Source organism: Micromonospora antibiotica (assembly GCF_017599305.1).
GTDB lineage: Bacteria > Actinomycetota > Actinomycetes > Mycobacteriales > Micromonosporaceae > Micromonospora > Micromonospora antibiotica.
Genome location: NZ_JAGFWR010000009.1, coordinates 1 through 18,977 on the forward strand (window position 1 = coordinate 1; position 18,977 = coordinate 18,977).

18 protein-coding genes are annotated in these 18,977 nt (G+C 73.9%); 5 read left to right on the forward strand and 13 right to left on the reverse strand.

Translation table 11 applies throughout. The features are described from left to right. Window positions 1–191 precede the first annotated feature (191 nt). Window positions 192–932 (forward strand): helix-turn-helix domain-containing protein, encoded by a 741-nt coding sequence (locus JQN83_RS17085; protein ID WP_208568158.1) that lies wholly within the window; start codon window positions 192–194, stop codon window positions 930–932. Between the two features lie 224 nt (window positions 933–1,156). Here JQN83_RS17085 and ung read toward each other — a convergent pair whose 3' ends face one another. From ung to JQN83_RS17110, 5 genes are all read right to left on the reverse strand, one after another. Further along, window positions 1,157–1,858 carry a uracil-DNA glycosylase gene (gene ung, locus JQN83_RS17090; RefSeq protein WP_208568159.1) on the reverse strand — a complete coding sequence of 234 codons (702 nt, stop codon included), beginning with the start codon at window positions 1,856–1,858 and terminating at the stop codon, window positions 1,157–1,159. A gap of 84 nt (window positions 1,859–1,942) precedes the next feature. Then, on the reverse strand, window positions 1,943–2,425 hold the full coding sequence (tsaE, locus tag JQN83_RS17095; RefSeq protein ID WP_208568160.1) for a tRNA (adenosine(37)-N6)-threonylcarbamoyltransferase complex ATPase subunit type 1 TsaE: 483 nt from the start codon (window positions 2,423–2,425) through the stop codon (window positions 1,943–1,945). Between the two features lie 58 nt (window positions 2,426–2,483). Continuing rightward, complete coding sequence (locus JQN83_RS17100; protein ID WP_208568161.1) at window positions 2,484–3,581, reverse strand: alpha/beta fold hydrolase; 1,098 nt, start codon at window positions 3,579–3,581, stop codon at window positions 2,484–2,486. Then, window positions 3,578–4,696: an alanine racemase gene (gene alr / locus JQN83_RS17105; protein WP_208568162.1), complete on the reverse strand. Its 1,119-nt coding sequence runs from the start codon at window positions 4,694–4,696 to the stop codon at window positions 3,578–3,580. Before alr ends, JQN83_RS17100 begins: the two co-directional genes overlap by 4 nt. A gap of 56 nt (window positions 4,697–4,752) precedes the next feature. Next, a complete protein-coding gene (locus JQN83_RS17110) occupies window positions 4,753–6,222 on the reverse strand; it encodes an NAD(P)H-hydrate dehydratase (RefSeq protein ID WP_208568163.1) in 1,470 nt (489 codons plus the stop codon). A 285-nt stretch (window positions 6,223–6,507) separates the two neighbouring features. Between JQN83_RS17110 and JQN83_RS17115 the strand changes: the two genes are divergently transcribed. Then, window positions 6,508–6,804 carry a hypothetical protein gene (locus JQN83_RS17115; RefSeq protein WP_208568164.1) on the forward strand — a complete coding sequence of 99 codons (297 nt, stop codon included), beginning with the start codon at window positions 6,508–6,510 and terminating at the stop codon, window positions 6,802–6,804. Further along, window positions 6,801–8,540, forward strand: a complete 1,740-nt coding sequence (locus JQN83_RS17120) for an alpha/beta hydrolase (protein ID WP_208568165.1) — start codon at window positions 6,801–6,803, stop codon at window positions 8,538–8,540. The genes JQN83_RS17115 and JQN83_RS17120 overlap by 4 nt, the downstream gene beginning before the upstream one ends. A 29-nt stretch (window positions 8,541–8,569) precedes the next feature. Here JQN83_RS17120 and glmS read toward each other — a convergent pair whose 3' ends face one another. Further along, window positions 8,570–10,483 (reverse strand): glutamine--fructose-6-phosphate transaminase (isomerizing), encoded by a 1,914-nt coding sequence (glmS, locus tag JQN83_RS17125; protein ID WP_208568166.1) that lies wholly within the window; start codon window positions 10,481–10,483, stop codon window positions 8,570–8,572. A 734-nt stretch (window positions 10,484–11,217) separates the two neighbouring features. Between glmS and JQN83_RS17130 the strand changes: the two genes are divergently transcribed. Next, a complete protein-coding gene (locus JQN83_RS17130; RefSeq protein WP_208568167.1) occupies window positions 11,218–11,712 on the forward strand; it encodes an MmpS family transport accessory protein in 495 nt (164 codons plus the stop codon). Window positions 11,713–11,803: 91 nt separating this feature from the next. Beyond that, window positions 11,804–13,000: a pyridoxal phosphate-dependent aminotransferase gene (locus JQN83_RS17135; RefSeq protein ID WP_208568168.1), complete on the forward strand. Its 1,197-nt coding sequence runs from the start codon at window positions 11,804–11,806 to the stop codon at window positions 12,998–13,000. Between the two features lie 237 nt (window positions 13,001–13,237). Here the strand turns inward: JQN83_RS17135 and glmM are convergent, their stop codons facing one another. The 7 genes from glmM to JQN83_RS17170 all read right to left on the reverse strand — a co-directional run bounded on the left by glmM (window position 13,238) and on the right by JQN83_RS17170 (window position 18,873). After that, complete coding sequence (glmM, locus tag JQN83_RS17140; RefSeq protein WP_208568169.1) at window positions 13,238–14,593, reverse strand: phosphoglucosamine mutase; 1,356 nt, start codon at window positions 14,591–14,593, stop codon at window positions 13,238–13,240. A gap of 118 nt (window positions 14,594–14,711) precedes the next feature. After that, on the reverse strand, window positions 14,712–15,185 hold the full coding sequence (gene rpsI, locus JQN83_RS17145) for a 30S ribosomal protein S9 (RefSeq protein ID WP_091241865.1): 474 nt from the start codon (window positions 15,183–15,185) through the stop codon (window positions 14,712–14,714). Window positions 15,186–15,205: 20 nt separating this feature from the next. After that, window positions 15,206–15,649, reverse strand: a complete 444-nt coding sequence (gene rplM, locus JQN83_RS17150; RefSeq protein ID WP_030489638.1) for a 50S ribosomal protein L13 — start codon at window positions 15,647–15,649, stop codon at window positions 15,206–15,208. A 211-nt stretch (window positions 15,650–15,860) separates the two neighbouring features. Then, window positions 15,861–17,174: an MFS transporter gene (locus JQN83_RS17155; protein WP_208568316.1), complete on the reverse strand. Its 1,314-nt coding sequence runs from the start codon at window positions 17,172–17,174 to the stop codon at window positions 15,861–15,863. A gap of 348 nt (window positions 17,175–17,522) precedes the next feature. Next, the gene (locus tag JQN83_RS17160) at window positions 17,523–17,816 is read right to left on the reverse strand and encodes a type II toxin-antitoxin system PemK/MazF family toxin (protein ID WP_208568170.1); all 294 of its coding nucleotides are present in this window, start codon (window positions 17,814–17,816) and stop codon (window positions 17,523–17,525) included. Continuing rightward, window positions 17,806–18,063: a DUF6364 family protein gene (locus tag JQN83_RS17165; protein ID WP_091241872.1), complete on the reverse strand. Its 258-nt coding sequence runs from the start codon at window positions 18,061–18,063 to the stop codon at window positions 17,806–17,808. The genes JQN83_RS17160 and JQN83_RS17165 overlap by 11 nt, the downstream gene beginning before the upstream one ends. Window positions 18,064–18,174: 111 nt before the next feature. Next, window positions 18,175–18,873, reverse strand: a complete 699-nt coding sequence (locus tag JQN83_RS17170; protein ID WP_208568171.1) for a class I SAM-dependent methyltransferase — start codon at window positions 18,871–18,873, stop codon at window positions 18,175–18,177. Between the last annotated feature and the right edge of the window lie 104 nt (window positions 18,874–18,977).

The following is an 18,977-nucleotide window of genomic DNA, read 5'->3' on the forward strand; positions in this document are numbered from 1 at the left end:
CGCTCCTCATCGAGGACCCTGCCCATTGATGATCTTTGTGTGAGAACTCAGATCATGGACAGGGTCCTCCCCATTCCGCTAGACCTCCACCACCACGAATCCCCCCGACGGTCAAAACACGAGGTATGCCTGTGCGTCATATTCATGACGCACAGGCATACCACGCACTGTCGGCACATCATCATGCGGAGATGCCAGAGAGTAGTCGCCTCGCCACGGAGATCGCCGCCATCCTGCGGCGGGAACGCCATGTCCAACGGCTCACCCAGCGGCAACTGGCGGATCGGGCCGGGGTGAGCCAGAGCGCGGTGGCCCGCATCGAGCGCGGGGAAAGGGTGCCGGCCATCCCGCTGGTGGAGCGCCTCTTCGCCGCCCTCGGCCGGCAACTCGCCGTCACCGTCGAGCAGCTCGACAGCCACCTCGACGCCGAGATGGACGCACTGGCCGGGCGGTCACCCGCCGACCGGCTCGACGAGTTGGGGCTGGACCGGCTGCTCGACCGGTTGGGCGAGCTACCCCACCTGCTGACCGGCAGCACCGCCGCGCTGCTCCAGGGCGCGCCCGTACCCGTCGACGCGGTCGAGATCGCCGTGCGGTGGCGCGACTCCGCCCGGTTCACCGCCTGGCTGACCGTCGCCTACGGACAGCGCTGGAACGCCAGGTGGGGTGAGTTCGGTGGCCTCTACCTGGAACCGGAGGAGCCGGGTGAGCACCACTGGATGACCCGGTACGGCGAGATCCGCGCCCAGATGTGCGACGAGTTCCCGGAGGCCATCGAGGTGCGGCACGGGGAGCGCAGCTACCGGGTGGTCCCGCTGGTCGCCGTGGAGCTGACCGACCCGCGGGCCGCCGCGTTGCTGCGCCGGCACCGGCAACGTGCGGCCGACGGGCGTACCCCGGACATCGGCCCGACCGCTCGGACCGGGCGGTGAGCACCGCGCCGACGATGCCGAGCGCCGCACCCGCCCCACCACACGCCGCCACCGCACGTGGCCACCAAACGAAGCCACCGCACCCGCCCCACCACACGCCGCCACCGCACGTGGCCACCGCATCGCCGCCACTGAACGCCGCCACCGCACGCGGCCATCACACGTGGCCACCGCGCGCCGCCGACGTCAGCCGGCGGCGCGCGGTGGGACGGTGTCGGCGTGGGTCAGCCGGCCGTGCGCTCCCAGTCGATCGGAGGCGCACCCGCGTCGGCGAGGGCCTTGTTGGTGGCGCTGAACGGGCGGCTGCCGAGGAAGCCGCGCGGGTTCATCGGGCTCGGGTGGCCGGCCTCCAGCACGACGTGCCGGGAGTTGGTGACCAGGGCGGCCTTCTTGCGGGCGTAGCCGCCCCAGAGCAGGAAGACCACCGGCTCGTCCCGGGCGTCCAGGGCCCGGATCGTCGCGTCGGTGAACTCCTCCCACCCCTTGTTCGCGTGCGAACCGGGGCTGGCCTGCCGGACGGTGAGCACCGCGTTGAGCAGCAGCACACCCTGCGCCGCCCAGCCGTCCAGGTTGCCGCTGCGCGGCTTGGGCACACCGAGGTCCTCGCTCAACTCCTTGAAGACGTTGCGCAACGACGGCGGCACGGACACCCCCTCGCGGACGCTGAAGCTCAACCCGTGCGCCTGCCCCGCCTTGTGGTAGGGGTCCTGGCCGAGGATCAGCACCCGGCACTGCTGCGGACCGCACAGCCGGTAGGCCGAGAAGAGATCGTCCAGCGGCGGAAAGACGGTCTGGGTGGCGTACTCGTGGGCGACGAACTCGGCCAGCGCCGCCGTCCGGGCCGGGTCCAGGTGCGGGGTGAGCACGGCACGCCACTCCTGCGGCAGCAGCGACAGCAGGTCGAGGGTGGGGGTGTCGTCGGGCATCGGCAACCTTTCACAACGAAGTCCACGGCACTCTAGGCAGCGGGTACGACAGCCCTCGGCGCAGGGCGGCCCTCCCGGAGCCGGTCAGCCCAGCGCGGTCAACCGTCGCGACCAGTCCCCGCCCACCGGCTCCAACTCGACCACCCGGGTGTCGTCGTCGCGCCGGTCGATGCGGACCCGCAGGTGGGCGTCGGCGAGCTGCTCGACCAGCCCTTCGCCCCACTCGACCACGGTCACCGAGTCGTCCACCGAGGCGTCGAGGTCCAGGTCGTCGATCTCGGCGCGCGGGTCGGTCGCGTCACCCAACCGGTACGCGTCGGCGTGCACCAGGGCCACCGTGCCGCCGCGTGCCGGGTCGGGCCGGTGCACCCGGGCGATCACGAAGGTCGGCGAGGTGACGTCGCCGCGTACCCCCAGGCCGGCTCCGAGGCCCTGGGTGAGCGCGGTCTTGCCGGCCCCCAACGGGCCGGTGAGCAGCAGCAGGTCACCGGCGCGCAGCACCCCGGCGAGCCGCCGGCCGAAGGCGTGCGTGTCGTCGACCGTGGGTAGCGTGACGCGTACGGTCACCGGGCCACCCCGGGTCGGTCCGGTCCGCCGGCGACCGGCGCAGGGACGACGGGCCAGTTCACAGCGCCTCCAGGAAGCGTTCCAGCGCGGCGTTGACCTCGTCGGCGTGTTCCAGCATCACCACGTGCCCGCTGTCTCGGATCTTCAGGTATTCGGCGTGCGGCAGCCGACGGACGATCTCGTCCGAGTGGACCACCGGCGTGATCATGTCCTTGTCGCCCACCACGACCAGCACCGGTGTGCCGCTCAGCGCGGCCAGCGCCGGGAACCGGGAGTGGGTGGCCAGGGTGCGCAGGTAGCGGGTCACCGTGTCGGCCGACGTGCGGGAGTTCATCCGTTCCACGTACGACACCAGGGCCGGGCTCGGTTTCGGGGTGCCGAAGCCGTAGCGGCGGGTCAGCAGCCAGGCCACGTTGGAGGTGGACTTCCGGGCCCGGTCGATGACGAGCCCGCCGTACCGGGTGGTGGTGCTCATCATGAACAGCACCGGCGAGCCGACCCGGCCGAGCAGCGCGGGCGCGACCAGCTTCGTCTCGGCGAGCAACCCGCCCGACGTGGCCATCAGCACCGTGCCGACCACCCGGTCACCGAAGAACTCCGGGTACGCCTCGGCGAACGCCATGATGGTCATCCCGCCCATCGAGTGCCCGACCAGCACCAACGGCCCCTCCGGGGCGGTCCGGTCGATCACCCGGCGCAGGGTGTGCCCGAGCGCGGCGAGGTCGTACTCGCCGCTCTCCAACCGCCCCGACCGGCCGTGCCCCGGCTGGTCGTACGCGACGACCCGGTAGTCGCCCCGCTCGGCGAGCAGTTGACGCTGGAAGTGGAACGTCCCCATGTCCAGGCAGAAGCCGTGCACCAGCACCACCGTCGGGTGCCCCGGCACCGGCCGGGTCGGCTCGACCACCTCGACGTGGATGTCGGTGCCGTCCGGCAACTCCAGCCGGTACGCCTCGTCGTAGCGCTGCGCGCCGAAGTCCTCCCCCGCGTACGGGTCGGCGGGGTCGGCCTTGAGCCGGCGGACCAGGGCGCGTTCGGTGGCCACCCCGGCGGCCAGCCCGGCGGCGGCCACCCCGACCGCGGCCCCGACCACGCCGGCCACCTTCCCGGCGGCGGTCCTCGGCCGGGGCACCCGGAACCGGCTGACCGCGCTCACGGTCGCTCCCCGTCGTAGATCCGGGGCACCCGGACCCCGCCGAACCGGGTGACGATCTCGTAGTTGATCGTGCCGACCGCCTCGGCCCAGTCGTCGGCGGTGGGCATCCCGTCGTCGCCGCTGCCGAACAGGGTCGCCACGTCACCGGCGGCCACCTCGTCGGCACCGCAGTCGAGCACGAACTGGTCCATGCAGACCCGGCCGGAGATGGTGCGTCGTTTCCCGCCGAGTTGCACCGGGCCGACGTTGGAGGCGTGCCGGGGCACCCCGTCGGCGTAGCCGAGCGGCACCACCGCCAGGTTCGCCTCCCCCTCGGTGGTGTAGGTGTGCCCGTAGGACACGCCGGTGCCGGCGGGGACCCGTTTGGTGAGCATCACCCGGGCCCGCGCGGTCATCGCCCGACGCAACCCGAACTGCTGCCCGGCGATCGGTGACAGCCCGTACACGGCGATCCCGGGCCGGACCAGGTCGAAGTGGGTGTCGGGTCGGGTCAGGGTGGCCGCCGAGTTGGCCAGGTGCCGGTAACGCGGGCGCAGGCCGGCCCGGTCGACCATGGCCAGCCCCTCGTGGAACACCGCCAGCTGCCGGTCGGTGGTGGGGTGGCCGGGCGAGTCCGCGTACACGAAGTGGCTCCACACGCCGACGACCTCGACCAGGCCGTCGGCCTGGGCCTTCGCGGCGGCCTCCAGCAGGGTCGGCCAGTCGGCCACGGTGGCGCCACCCCGGGACAGGCCGGTATCGATCTTGAGGTGCAGCCGGGCGGGCCGGTCGGCGGCCCGGCCCGCCGCGACCATCTCGTCGAGCTGGGACAGGCTCGCGGCGGCCAGGTCCACCCCGGCCGCCACCCCCTCGTGCAGGGGCAGCCCCGGGTCGAGCAGCCAGGCCAGCACCGGCACGGTGATCCCGGCCCGGCGCAGGGTCAACGCCTCGTCGAGGGTGCACACCCCCAGCCAGTCCGCCCCCGCGTCGAGCGCGGCCCGCGCCGACGGGACCATGCCGTGGCCGTACCCGTCGCCCTTCACCACCGCCATCAGCTCGGCGCTGGTGCCCGACCGGAGTCGGGTCACGTTTGCACGGATCGCGTCCAGATCGACGCGTACCTCGGCCTGCCACATACGCCCAGCCTACTGGCGTCGCTGATCACCGGCCGGTGGACGCCGACCCGGGCCGGTCAGAGCAGCGGGGCCACCACCGGGCGCAACGCGGCCACCACGTCCGGCGCGGTCACCGGGCCACCCCGGGCCGCCTCCCGACCGGCCAGCCCGTGCAGGTACGCCGCGACGACCGCCGCCCGTTCCGGGGCCAGCCCGGCGGCGAGCAGCGAACCGAGCAACCCGGCCAGCACGTCCCCGGTGCCCCCGGTGGCCAGCACGGGGCTGCCGGTCGGGTTGACGTACGCCCGGCCGTCGGGCGTGCCGACGACCGTGCGGTCCCCCTTGAGCAGCACCGTCGCGTTCATCCAGGCGGCCAGCCGCAGCGCGGCGGCGACCCGGTCGGCCCCCGGCTCCTCCCCGGAGAGCCGGCGGAACTCCCGGTCGTGCGGGGTGACCACGATCGGGGCGTCCCGGTTACGCAGCCGGCCGGCGAGCGAACCGTCCACCAGCAGGGTCAACGCGTCGGCGTCGAGCACCACCGGCACCGGTGCGGCCAGCACCGCGCGCAGCTCCGCCCCGGCCTGCTCGTCGGTGCCCAGGCCGGAGCCGCAGACCCAGGTCTGCACCCGGCCGGCCCCGGCGACCCGGTCGGTGGCGATCACCGACGGGTGCTGCCGGACCACCTCGCCCCGGGCGCCACCGGCGTACCGGACCAGCCCGGTGGGGCCGGCCAGCGCGCCACCCACCGAGAGCACCGCCGCCCCCGGGTAGGTCCGCGACCCGGTGGCCACCCCGACCACGCCCCGGCTGTACTTCTCCGAGGACGCCCCGGTGCGGGGCCACCAGTCGCGCACGTCCGACCATTCGGTCACCCACGATGCGGGGGTGCCGCGCAACCACGGCCCGAGCCCGATGTCGACCAGCTCGACCTGCCCGGCGAGCGGGGCCGCCGGGCCGACCACCAGGGCGGGTTTGAGCGCTCCGAACGCCACCGTCACGTCGGCCCGGACGGCGCGGGGCCGACCGGACCCGTCCGTCGGCACGTCCCCGGTGTCCACCGCCACCCCGCTGGGCACGTCCACCGCGACGACCGTGGCCCGGCCGCCGTCGCGTCCCCGCAGCGCGGGCAGGCCGGTGACGAGGTCGTCAGCGGCCTGCCGCAGCCCACCGCTGCCCCCGATCCCGACGATCCCGTCGAGCACCAGGTCGACGGTGGGCGGTGGGGCGTCGACCAGCCGGCCACCGGCGGCCCGCAGCGCCGCCAGCCCGTCGGCGTGCGTCCGGCCGGGGGCGGTGGCCAGCACGGCGACCTGCGCGCCGCGCCGGGCCAGCCGCTCGCCCGCGTACAGCGCGTCGCCGCCGTTGTCGCCGGAACCGGCCAGCACCAGCACCCGCGCGCCGTAGACCCCGCCCCGGCCGGCGAGCAGCAGGGCGCAACGCCGGGCCAGCCCGGCCGCCGCCCGCTGCATCAGCGTCCCGGGCGGGAGGGTGGCCATCAGGCCGGCCTCCGCCGCACGTACGTCCGACACCCGCCACACCGGTCTCATGCCGTCCCCGTCCCTGCCGCCGGCCGTCTTCCCGGCCACGGTGTCCCGTCGCGGAGGGACGGCCGGTTCGACCCACGTCCCGGCTCCGTCGTGGCCGAGATCACCCTACCGGCGGCCGGGCGGCAGATTAGCCACCGGTGACGCCCCGGGCAAGACCTGTGGACAACCCGGGGGTACGACCGCCGCCCGTCGTCCACAGGGCAGGTCCACCGGCTGCCCGTCCACCTAGCGTCGGTGCGGCAGTCGGGCGGCGGGACCGACCACGGGGGTGGAGGAGGCGGGCGGGTGACGAACGAGCCGGTGGAGGTCGACCTGTCGGTGCTGCGGGTGGCGGCCGGTGGGTTGGTCGACGAGGCGTACGCGCTGGCCCAGGGGTTGGCGGGCCGACCCGGCCTGGTGCTGTCCGCACCGGGGTGGCGGGCCGGCTCCGCCCTGGCCGGGCTGGAGTCGGCGGTGCACGCGTGGCACGGGGCGCTCGGCGTCCGGGTGGCGGAGGCCGGCGCGGCCCTGCGCGCCGCCGCCGAGGCGTACACGGCGGCCGACGACCGGGCCGCCGGGCGACTGGTCGGCCGACCCCGATGATCGGGTACGCCCAGCTCTGGTCCGCCTCCCCGGGTGACTGGGACGCGGCGGGGGTGGCCTGGCGCGGGGTGGACGCACCGGTCGGGCGGCGACGGGCCGGGCTGGCCGACCGGGCCGCGGCGTTGCGGGCGGGCTGGTCCGGCGGGGCGGCGACAGCGGCCGGTGGGCGGCTCGACGGGCTCCAGTCGGAACTGGCCACCATCCTGCCGGCGCTGGTCGAGGTCGACCAGGTGCTCGCCGAGTTCGCCGGTCGGCTCCGGGTGGCGAAGGCCCGGCTCGCCGAGGCGGTGGCGCTGGCCGACCGCACCGGCGTGGCGGTGGACCGGCACGGCGGCGTCCGGGCGGCACCCCTGCTCTGGCGCGGCCCCGAGGCGGGTGAGCTCCCGGTCGGGGTGGGTGCCCGCCCTTCTCCGACGGGCGGTGGCGTCGGCGCGGGGGGCCAGGCCCGTGGTCCGGCCCCGGACCCCCGCGCCGGTGGGAGCGCCGCCGGCGGCGGCGCGGGTGCCGGGGGCGGCAACGGGGCGGCGGGCGCAGGCGGCGGCGGGGTGGGCTCGCCCGTGGCGGTGGGGCACGTGGCGGCGGCGCTGCGGGAGGCGCTCGCGCTGGCCGACGCGGCCGACCGGGAGGCGGCCTCCCGGCTGGCTGAGCTGTCCGGAGCGGCCCGCACCGGCTGGGTCGAGCGGCCACCACCGGGCCGACCGGCCGACGACGCCACTGCGGCGACGGTCCGGGCCTGGTGGGCCACCCTCACCCCGCCCCAGCGGCGCTGGCTGGTGCTGCACGAGCCGACCCGGATCGGCCCGCGCGACGGGGTGCCGACCTCGGCCCGGGACCAGGCGAACCGGCTGCTGCTGGCCGGCCACCGGGAGGCGCTGCTGACCGCCCGCCGGGCGACGCCGGGCGGGCGCGGTCGGCGGCGGATCGATGCGGCGTTGGCCGTCCTGGACGGGCTCGCCGGTCGGCTGGCCGCCACCTCACCGCCCCGGGCCTACCTGCTCGGGTTCGACCCGCGCGGTGACGGCCGGGCGATCGTCGCGCTGGGCAATCCGGACCGGGCCGGCCGGGTGCTCACCTACGTGCCGGGGATGACCAGCGACCTCGCCGACGTCCCCGGTGAGCTGGGCCGGGCCGCCCGGGTGCAGGCCAGGTGCGCCGCCATCGCCCCCGGTGCGGAGACGGCGGCGGTGCTCTGGCTGGACTACGACGCCCCCGACTTCCTGCCCGAGGCGTCCTCGTCGACCCAGGCCCGGGACGCCGGTCCGGCGCTGCACCGTTTCCAGGAAGGGCTGCGCGCCACCCACGACGGGCCCCCGGCCCGGCAGACCGTGCTCGGGCACAGTTACGGCTCACTGGTGGTGGGCAGCGCCGCCCGGGACCACGGGCTGGCCGCCGACGCACTGGCCTTCGTCGGCTCACCCGGAGTGGGGGTGGACCGGGCCGGGGCGCTCGGCCTGCCACCGCAGCAGGTCTGGTCGAGCACCGCCGGCGACGACGTGATCAGGCTGGTCGAGCCGCCCCGGGAGCTGGCCGGCCGGGCGGTGCTGGCCGCCTCGCCGCTGGCCAGCGCCGCCTGGCTGCTACGCCCCGACGACCACCAACTGTGGTTCGGGCACGACCCGAGCGATCCGGGTTTCGGCGGCCGGACCTTCCCCAGCGGCCGGTACGGCCACACCAGCTACTGGGAGCCCGGCAACCCCGCCCTGGACGGGATGGCCCGGATCGTGCTCGGCCGGTGACCGGGCCGCCATCGGTGGCGCGGGGTCACCTACTCGACGGTGACCGACTTCGCCAGGTTGCGCGGCTGGTCGACGTCGTGGCCCCGGGCAGCGGCGATCTCGGCCGCGAACACCTGCAACGGCACGGTGGTGACCAGCGGCGCGAGCAGGGTCGGCGTACGCGGCACATAGATCAGGTGGTCGGCGTAACGCACCACCGCCTCGTCGCCCTCCTCGGCGATCACGATGGTCCGCGCACCCCGGGCCCGGACCTCCTGGATGTTGGAGACGATCTTGTCGTGCAGCATGCCCCGGCCGACCGGGGACGGCACCACGCAGATCACCGGGGTGCCCTGGTCGATCAGGGCGATCGGCCCGTGCTTCAGCTCACCGGCGGCGAACCCCTCGGCGTGCATGTACGCCAGCTCCTTGAGCTTGAGCGCACCCTCCAGGGCCACCGGGTAGCCGACGTGCCGGCCGATGAACAGCACCGTCGGCTCGGACTTCAGTTCCCGGGCAAGCTCCCGCACCGGCTCGATCCGGCCCAGCAGCTCCCGCAGCTTGCCCGGCATCTCCTGGAGCTGGGCCACCACCGCGCCGACCTCGTCGGCGAACTTGATCCCGCGTACCTGGGCCAGGTGCAGCCCGATCAGATAGCAGGCGACCAGCTGGGTGAGGAACGCCTTGGTGGAGGCGACGGCGATCTCCGGGCCGCCGTGGGTGTAGAGCACCGCGTCGGACTCGCGCGGGATGGTGGAGCCGTTGGTGTTGCAGATGGCCAGCACCCGGGCCTTCTGCTCCTTGGCGTGCCGCAGCGCCATCAGGGTGTCCATCGTCTCGCCGGACTGCGAGATCACCACGATCAGGGTGGACCGGTCGAGCACCGGGTCGCGGTAGCGGAACTCGCTGGCCAGCTCCACCTCACAGGGGATCCGGGTCCAGTGCTCGATGGCGTACTTGGCGACCATGCCGGAGTGGTAGGCGGTGCCGCAGGCGACGATGAAGATCTTGTCGACGTCGCGCAGGTCCTGGTCGCTGAGGCGCACCTCGTCGAGGGCGATCTCGCCGGTCTCGGTGAGCCGGCCGAGCAGGGTGTCCGCGATGGCCTGCGGCTGCTCCTCGATCTCCTTGAGCATGAACCAGTCGTAGCCGCCCTTCTCGGCGGCCGAGGAGTCCCAGTCGATGTGGAAGTCCTTGCCGGTGGCCGGCTGACCGTCGAAGTCGGTGATCTCGATGCTGTCGGCGGTGATCAGGACGAGTTGGTCCTGCCCCAGCTCGACCGCCTCGCGGGTGTGCTCGATGAACGCCGCCACGTCACTGGCCAGGTAGTTCTCCCCCTCGCCCCGGCCCACCACCAGCGGCGAGTTGCGCCGGGCGCCGACCACCGCACCCGGAATGGCGGCGTCGACGGCGAGCAGGGTGAACGCGCCTTCCAACCGCCGGCACACCACCCGCATCGCGGCGGCGAGCAGTTGCGGGCTGTCGGTCCCGCCGGCCGCCCGCAACTCGGCGAGCGCGTGGGAGAGCAGATGGGCGGCACACTCGGTGTCGGTGTCGCTGGTGAACTGGACGCCGTCGTCCTCCAGCTCGGCGCGGAGCTTGGCGAAGTTCTCGATGATGCCGTTGTGGATCACGGCGACCCGGCCGTCGGGGGCCAGGTGCGGGTGGGCGTTACGGTCGGTCGGGCCGCCGTGGGTGGCCCACCGGGTGTGCCCGATGCCGGTGGTGCCGTCGCCGATGCCGACCGGGCTGGCGGCGCAGTCGTCCGGGTTGGTGGCGGCCCGCTCGGACAGGACCTTCTCCAGGTTGGCCAGCTTGCCGGCCTTCTTCTCGGTGAGCAGCTCGTCGTCGCAGACGATCGCGACCCCGGCCGAGTCGTAGCCCCGGTATTCCAGCCGCCGCAATCCGTCGAGCACGATGCCGAGCGCCGGACGTGCGCCGGCGTAACCCACGATTCCACACATGGTTCGCAGCCTAACCCAGCTTCACTCACCTCGCGTGCGCGGAAGTCGGGTAATCAATCACCGAATTTGAGCGATCGGTCGGTGACGGGCGGCAATCGGACTACCGGCGCACCCGGCCGACCGGACGGGGTTGCGAGTGGCCCGGCGGTACGAGAGTCTCTCGGCGACCCCTGGAACGTCCCTGGGACGGCCCGCTCGCCCCTTTCCTCCACTTCCGTCCCGGAGCCGCCATGTCCGACGCGCCACCCCCCAGCGATCCCCCGCCCCCGCCCGGCGACCCGGCCCCGGCGGCGTCCAACGACCCGTCGCCCGGCCCTTCCCCCTGGACTCCACCGGACCCGTTCGCGGTCCCGCAGCCCTGGGCGGCCCCCGACCCGTGGCCCGGCGGTCCGACTGCCGGCAGCCCGCCCGCCGGGCCGGTCCCTCCCGACCCGCCGATCGACCCTGCCGGCGCACCCGCTCCCGGCTGGCCCGGCACACCCCCGCCCACCGGTTGGCCCGGTCCGACGCCGGGACCCACCGGCTGGCCCGGTCCGGCCCCCGGACCCACCGGTTGGCCCGGCGCGGCCCCCGGGCTGTCCGGCGGCCCGCCCACCGGGTGGCCCGGCACGGCCCCGGGAATGCCGGGCGGGCCACCCGGTCCCGGCTGGCCACCGCCGGGGTATCCGCCGCCGTTCGCCTATCCGGCCCACCCGTCGCCGGGCGGGCGGAGCTCCACCGGCACCGGTGCGGTGGTGGGCATCGTTGCCGCCGTGGTCGTGGTGCTCGTCCTCGTCGTCTGCGCCTGCTTCTGCGGGGGAGGTCGCCTGCTGGGCAGCTCCGGGCCGGACGCGGCAACCGCGGAGCCCTACGACAACGGTTACTACGACGACGAACCCGAGCCGAGCTGGAGCCCGCCGCAGCCGCTCCAGCCGCCCGCGCCCGCCACCGCGCCGGCCGACGGCCCCGGCCCGTACCCGGTGACGTACGAGGTGACCGGGACCGGCTCCGTCGACCTCCAGTTCTATGACGGGGACGGCTACTTCATCCGACAGGACAAGGTACGGCTGCCCTGGCGGATGACGCTGCGTGTCGACGATCCGAACCGGGTGCTGGTCAGCGCCACCCGTTCCGGCGGCAACCCGGGCGGGTTCCGGTGCACCACCACCGTCGGCACCCGACCCCGGGTCACCGACGTGGCCGGCCCGGACGACTGGCAGGTGCAGTGCCACGCCAACCGGGTCCGCTGACCCGCCGGACCAGGGAAAGACCCCGTCGGGGGAAGAAAGGCGGCGACCGGACCCGGTGGCAGGGGTGGTCGGGGGCCGTAGGCTGACGGGCGTGACGACGTCGACCGATGTGGACCCGCTGGTGACCCGGATGCGTCCGTTCGGGACGACGGTGTTCGCGGAGATGTCCGCGCTCGCCGTCCGGACCGGTGCGGTCAACCTGGGCCAGGGCTTCCCGGACACCGACGGGCCGCCGGAGATGCTGGCCGCCGCCGCCGAGGCGCTGCGCTCCGGGCACAACCAGTACCCGCCGGGCCCCGGCATTCCCGCCCTACGCGCTGCCGTCGCCGCGCACCAACGGCGGTTCTGGGCGCTGGACTACGACCCGGACGGCGAGGTGATCGTCACCGCCGGGGCCACCGAGGCGATCGCCGCGAGCATCCTCGCGCTCTGCGAGCCGGGCGACGAGGTGATCTGCTTCGAGCCCTACTACGACTCGTACGCGGCGTCGATCGCCCTGGCCGGGGCGGTACGACGGCCGGTGACGCTGCGCCCCGGCGACGACGGCCGGTACGCCTTCGACCCCGCCGAGCTGCGGGCCGCGTTCGGGCCGCGTACCCGGCTGGTGCTGCTGAACTCCCCGCACAACCCGACCGGGAAGGTGTTCACCGCGCCGGAGCTGGCCCTGCTCGCCGACCTCTGCCGGGAGCACGACGTGTACGCGGTCACCGACGAGGTGTACGAGCACCTCGTCTTCACCGACGCCGCCGCCGCGCACCTGCCGCTGGCCACCCTGCCGGGGATGCGGGAACGCACCCTGCGCATCTCGTCGGCCGGCAAGACGTTCTCCTGCACCGGCTGGAAGGTGGGCTGGGTCAGTGGCCCCGCCCCGCTGGTGTCGGCGGTGCTGCGGGTCAAGCAGTTCCTCACCTTCGTCAACGCGGCACCGCTGCAACCGGCGGTCGCCGTGGCGCTGGCCCTGCCCGACGACTACTACACCGGTTTCCGTGACAGCCTCCAACGGCAGCGGGACCTGCTGATCGGTGGCCTGACCGACGCCGGTTTCGCGGTGCTCACCCCGGAGGGGACGTACTTCGTCACCGCCGACATCACCGGCCTCGGCGGTCGGGACGGGTTGGAGTTCTGCCGGTCCCTGCCGGAACGCTGCGGTGTGGTGGCGGTGCCCACCCAGGTCTTCTACGACGACGCGGAGGCCGGCCGGCGGTTGGTCCGGTTCGCCTTCTGCAAGCGTCCCGAGGTGCTGACCGAGGCGGTCGCCCGGCTACGCGCCCTGTCCGACCCCCGCTGACCACCCGCGCGGGACAAGCGTCCGACGCCCGCTGACCACCCGCGCGGGACAGGCGTCCGACGCCCGCTGACCGCCCGCGCGGGCCGGCATCGTCGCGCCCGCCAGCAGGGTCAGCCGGCACCGGCACAACCGGGGGCACGCGGTGGGGCAGCCACCGGGACGCTCCCCGGGCCCACCGGCGACGCCGGCAGCACAACGAGGGGTGGACCAGGCGGGACCCGCCCGGAACGGGGACGGTCAGTTGGCGGGGCTGGCGGCGCTGACCTGGGCGGCGATCCGTTCGGCCACCGACCGGGCGGTCTCCTCGGTGCCGGCCTCGACCATCACCCGGACCAACGGTTCGGTGCCCGACGGCCGTAGCAGCACCCGGCCGGTCTCCCCCAGCTCCGCCTCGGCCCGTTCGACCTCGGCCTTGACGGTGGGTGCGGTGGCACCGGCGGTGCGGTCGCCGACCGGCACGTTGATCAGCACCTGCGGCAGCTTGGTGACCACCGAGGCCAACTCGGCCAGGGACCGGCCGGTGGCGGCCATCCGGGCCATCAGGTGCAGGCCGGTGAGGACCCCGTCGCCGGTGGTGGCGTGCGCGGGCATGACGAGGTGGCCGCTCTGCTCGCCGCCGAGGGCGAGGCCGGAGGCGCGCAGCTCCTCCAGCACGTACCGGTCGCCGACCTTGGTCTCGACCAGCCGGATGCCCTGCGCGGACATGGCCAGCCGCAGGCCGAGGTTGCTCATCACGGTGGCGACCAGGGTGTCCTGGGTCAGCTCACCGGCGTCGCGCAGGGCCAGCGCGAGGATCGCCATCAGTTCGTCGCCGTCGACCTCCGCGCCGGTGGCGTCGACCGCCACGCAGCGGTCGGCGTCGCCGTCGTGGGCGAGACCCAGGTGTGCGCCGTGCTCGACCACGGCGGCCCGCAGGCTGTCGAGGTGGTTGGAACCGCACTCGTCGTTGATGTTGAGGCCGTCCGGTTCGGCGTGGATCGCGATGACCTCGGCGCCGGCCTCCCGGTAGGCCACCGGGGCGACCTCGGCGGCTGCGCCGTTGGCGCAGTCGACCACGACCTTGATGCCGTCGAGAGGGTGCGGCACGGTACCGACGAGGTGCTGCACGTAGTGGTCGGCACCGTCGAGCAGGTCGTGCACCCGGCCGACCCCCGCGCCGACCGGACGGTCCCAGGCGGTGGTGGCGTTCGCCTCGACGGCCGCCTCGATCCGCAACTCGATCTCGTCGGGCAGCTTGTGCCCACCGGCGGCGAACAGCTTGATCCCGTTGTCCGGCATCGGGTTGTGCGAGGCGGACAGCATCACGCCCAGGTCGGCCTTGGCCTCGGCGGTCAGGAACGCCACGGCCGGGGTGGGCAGCACGCCGACCCGGACCACGCTGGCCCCGGCGCTGGTGAGCCCGGCGACCACGGCGGCTTCCAGCATCTCGCCGCTGGCCCGGGTGTCCCGCCCGACCACCGCCAGCGGCGGGTGGCTGCGGTCCGACTCGGCCAGCGTGTGCGCGGCGGCCACCGCCACCGCGAGCGCCAACTCCGGGGTGAGATCCACGTTCGCCCGCCCGCGTACGCCGTCCGTGCCGAACAACCGCCCCATACCCGCGAACCTCCGGTGCACCTGCGATGAGTGGAGAAAACGGAAACGGCCGGGCCACCTCCCCGTGGAGGGGAGGCGGACCCGGCCGTCCGTCAGAAGTACAACGCGCTGGTGGTGATCAGCGCTTCGAGTACTGAGGCGCCTTACGGGCCTTCTTGAGACCGTACTTCTTGCTCTCCTTGACCCGGGCGTCCCGGGTAAGGAAGCCGGCCTTCTTCAGGGCCGGGCGGTCGTCCGGCTCGTTGACGATCAGCGCACGGGCGATGCCCAGCCGCAGCGCACCGGCCTGGCCGGTGGTGCCGCCGCCACGCAGGTTGGCGATGACGTCGAACTGCTCCAGCTTCTCGGCGGTGACCAGCGGGTCCTTGATGAGCTGCTGGTGCACCTTGCTCGGGAAGTACGACTCGAGCTCCTGGCCGTTGCAGGTGATCTTGCCGGTGCCGGGGACGATACGGACCCGGACGATGGCCTCCTTGCGGCGGCCCACGGTCTGGATCGGCCGGTCACCACGAGGCGCGCGGGCGACGGGCGCGGGCGCCTCGGTGGCCTCAGGGGCTTCCGGGGCAACCTCGGTCTCGGTGATGTCGGTCATGCTGTTTCCTTCGCCCTCGCTCACTGCGCGATCTGCTTGATCTCGAACGGCACCGGCTGCTGCGCCAGGTGCGGGTGCTCGGCACCGGCGTAGACCTTCAGCTTCTTGATCAGCTGACGGCCGAGCTTGTTGTGCGGGAGCATCCCCTTCACGGCCAGCTCGATGGCCCGCTCGGGCCGCTTGGTCAGCAGCTCCTCGTAGCCGATCTGCTTGAGGCCGCCCGGGTAACCGGAGTGCCGGTAGGCGACCTTGGTCTGCCGCTTGTTGCCGGTCAGCGCCACCTTGCCCGCGTTCACGATGACGACGAAGTCGCCCGTGTCGACGTGCGGCGCGAAAGTCGGCTTGTGCTTGCCGCGCAGCAGCGTGGCGGCGTGGGTGGCCAGGCGGCCCAGCACGACATCAGAGGCGTCGATAACGTGCCACTGACGCTCGATCTCACCCGGCTTCGGGCTGTACGTACGCACAGGTCTACCTTGTCTCGTCGTCGGTCTGGGGTCGCGCGCCGAGGTGACCAGAGGCTTCCCGGCCGGACCAGCGCGCACGAACGACCAAGCGTACCTGAGCGGCACGCCTCTGGATGTCGTACAACAGCAGGCAACGATACCCGGCGCCCGGTCTGCTGGTCAAAACGGGGGGTCGGCCGGCGTGGCCTGCGGTTTCGGCGGATGACCAGGGTCACACGCCGATCAGCTTACCCGGGCCGGGCCGCAGGTAGACCACCCAGGTCACCACGAAGCAGAGCGCGTACCAGCCGATGAAGGCCAGGTAGGCGGCGTCCGCGTTGCCCGAGGTGAGGAACGACTGCCGGAAGGCCACGTTCACCAGCACCCCGCCCGAGGCGCCGACCGCCCCGGCGATGCCGATCAGCGCCCCGGAGCGTCGCCGGGCCCGGCGCTGCGCCGCGACCGGGTCGCCGGTCAGCTCCGCCTCGGCCGCCGCCCGGACCCGGAAGATCGCCGGGATCATCTTGTAGGTCGACCCGTTGCCGATGCCGGAGAAGACGAACAACGCCAGGAACCCGACGAGGTAGAGCGGGAACGACTGCTCCCGGGCGGCGTAGAGCACCAGGCCGGCGCCGACGGCCATCGCGACGAAGTTCCAGAACGTCACCCGGGCCCCGCCCAGCCGGTCGGCGAGCTGACCGCCGAACGGTCGGATCAACGAACCGATCAGCGGCCCGAGGAAGGTCAGCCAGGCCGCGTCGACCGGGGTGGGGAACCGCTCGGCGAACTGGAGCTGGAGCACCTGGCCGAAGGCGAAGCCGAAACCGATGAACGAGCCGAAGGTGCCGATGTAGAGCAGGGACATCACCCAGGTGTGCCGGTCGCGGGCGGCCTCCCGCAACGCGCCGGGTTCGTTGTGGGCGTCCGGGATGTTGTCCAGCCAGCGGGCGGCGGCGAGCGCGGCCAGCACGATCAGCGGCAGGTACACCGCCGGCACCAGCCGGGGGTACGCGGCCCCGGCGGTGGCCAGCACCGCCAGCCCGACCAGTTGCACCGCCGGCACGCCGAGGTTGCCGCCCCCGGCGTTGAGTCCGAGTGCGCGACCCTTGAGCCGGTCCGGGAAGAACAGGTTGATGTTCGCCATCGACGAGGCGAAGTTGCCGCCGCCGACCCCGGTCAGGCAGGCCAGCACCATCAGCGTGGTGTACGACACACCCGGCTCCAGCAGCAGCGCCATCGGCACCGCCGGCACCAGCAGCAGCAGCGCGCTGACGATGGTCCAGTTCCGCCCGCCGAAGCGCGCCACCGCCAGGGTGTACGGCAGTCGCAGCACCGCCCCCAGCGCGGCCGGTACGGCGGTGAGCAGGAACTTCCCCGCCGGGTCGATGCCGTACGCCGGGCCGAGGAAGAGCACGGTGACCGACCAGAGGCTCCACACCGAGAAGCCGACGTGCTCGGCGAAGATCGACACCCAGAGGTTGCGGCGGGCGATCGGCGCTCCGGTCGTCTGCCAGAAGGTCGGGTCCTCGGGTCGCCAGTCGTCGATCCGGTGCCGCCGCCCGGCGGGCCGGTCGGGTCCGGCGGCGGTGGCAGCCGCGTCGGCGGTGACGGCCGCGTCGGCGGTCGGCGGGACGTCGGTGTCGCCCGGCGGACCGACCGTGGCGGCGGCCAGCGGATCGGTGGTGCCGGCCGGTGGATCGGCGGCGGCGTTACTGCTGCTGGCGAGCGTGCTCACGGCGACTCCTCCTCGTCGATGTGAGCAGGACGCTAGGCAGGGTCGGTTTCCCGGCGGTGCCCCACGTGGGTCGGGCCGGAAACGGAGACCGCACGTCGACCGGGAACCGGTGGTGAGGGGCCCACCGTTGCGCTGGGTCGCCGCTCCCGCCGGGGCGGGTCACAGCTCCTGGAGGATGCGCAGTGCGCGGGCCACCCGCTGCATGGTCTCGGTGTCGGCGACGTCCACGCACTCGGTGAACCACTTCTTCATCGGCGCCGACAGCCGGTCGGGCATCACCACGTTGGCACCCATCGGCACGGCGAGCGGGGAGTCGCGCAGCAGGGCGGTCTCGACCACCTCGGCGACGATCACGATCGGCACGTCGGTGGAGTTGTAGACGTCGGAGCTGATCACCAGGCCGAGCCGTTCCCGGGCGCCCTCGATGCGCCAGACCTCTCCCCTACGCAGCACGCGGGCGACCGCCGAAGAGCACGTCGGCGACCATGCCCACCTCGCGGGCGTCGGCGAGGGCGGCGGACTCCAGGTCGAGCCCGGCCCGCCCGACCGCCTCGGCGTGGGCGGTGAAGACCTCCCGCAGCGCCTTCTCCCGGGCGGCCTGGTCCATCCAGGCGGAGAGGGAGAGCCCTTCCCGCTTGGCGAACCGGCGGGCCTCCTCGATCGTCTCGTCGGAGAACGAGAGGGTCACCTTGGCAGTCATGCCTGCGATCCTACTCCTGGTATGACCGTCGGTCGTTCCGTTCGCCCACCTCGACCAACCCGACAAACCGCCGGGTGCCACCGCCCGGCCCGCCCGCCGCAGGGGTCCGGGTCAGGCGGGACGGCGACCGCCGAAGACCGCGAACCGCCACGCCTTGTAGAAGCAGTCCACGTCGACCAGGCCGGCGTCGACCAGCCACCGGCACTGGTCGGTCACCGACGCCGGGCGGTCGTGCCGCATCCGTTCCCGGGCGGCGGCGATCTCGTCGGCGTCCGAGCCGCGCGCGGCGGTCTGGGCCAGCCAGACGTCGTCGTAGCGGCGGTCCAGGGTCGGGGTGGGGCCGGCCACCTGCTCGGCGTTGACGAACACCCCGCCGGGGACGAGCGCGTCGGCCGCCCGCTGGTAGAGGGCGCGCTTGCCGTCGTCGTCGAGGTGGTGCACGGCCAGGGCGGAGACCACCGCGTCGTAGCGGCCGGCGGGGAGCGGGTCGGCCAGGTCGGCCACGACGGTCCGGTGCGCCACCCCCCGGGCGGCCAGCCCGTCGGCGGCCACCGCGAGCATCCGCGCGGCCCCGTCGACCAGGGTCACCCGCACCCCGGGCAGCGCCGCGGTGAGCAGCAGGGAGAGCAGTCCGGTGCCGGCGCCCAGGTCGAGCACCTCGGGGGTACGCCCGGCGGCGAGCGCGGCCCGCAGCGGTGGGGCGGCCACCTCGACGGCGGTGCCGTAGAAGTCGTCGAAGCAGGGGACGAGCCGACGGCGGGCCCCGTCGTAGGAACCTGCCACCGCATCGAAGGCCGCCGTCACGTCCACGATCCACTCCTCTCACATATTAAGAAACTTGTCTCACATTATAGACCCCACTGACCGGCCCCCTGCCCCCGTGCGGTGTGAACCGCTCTTGACAGGACCGAAAC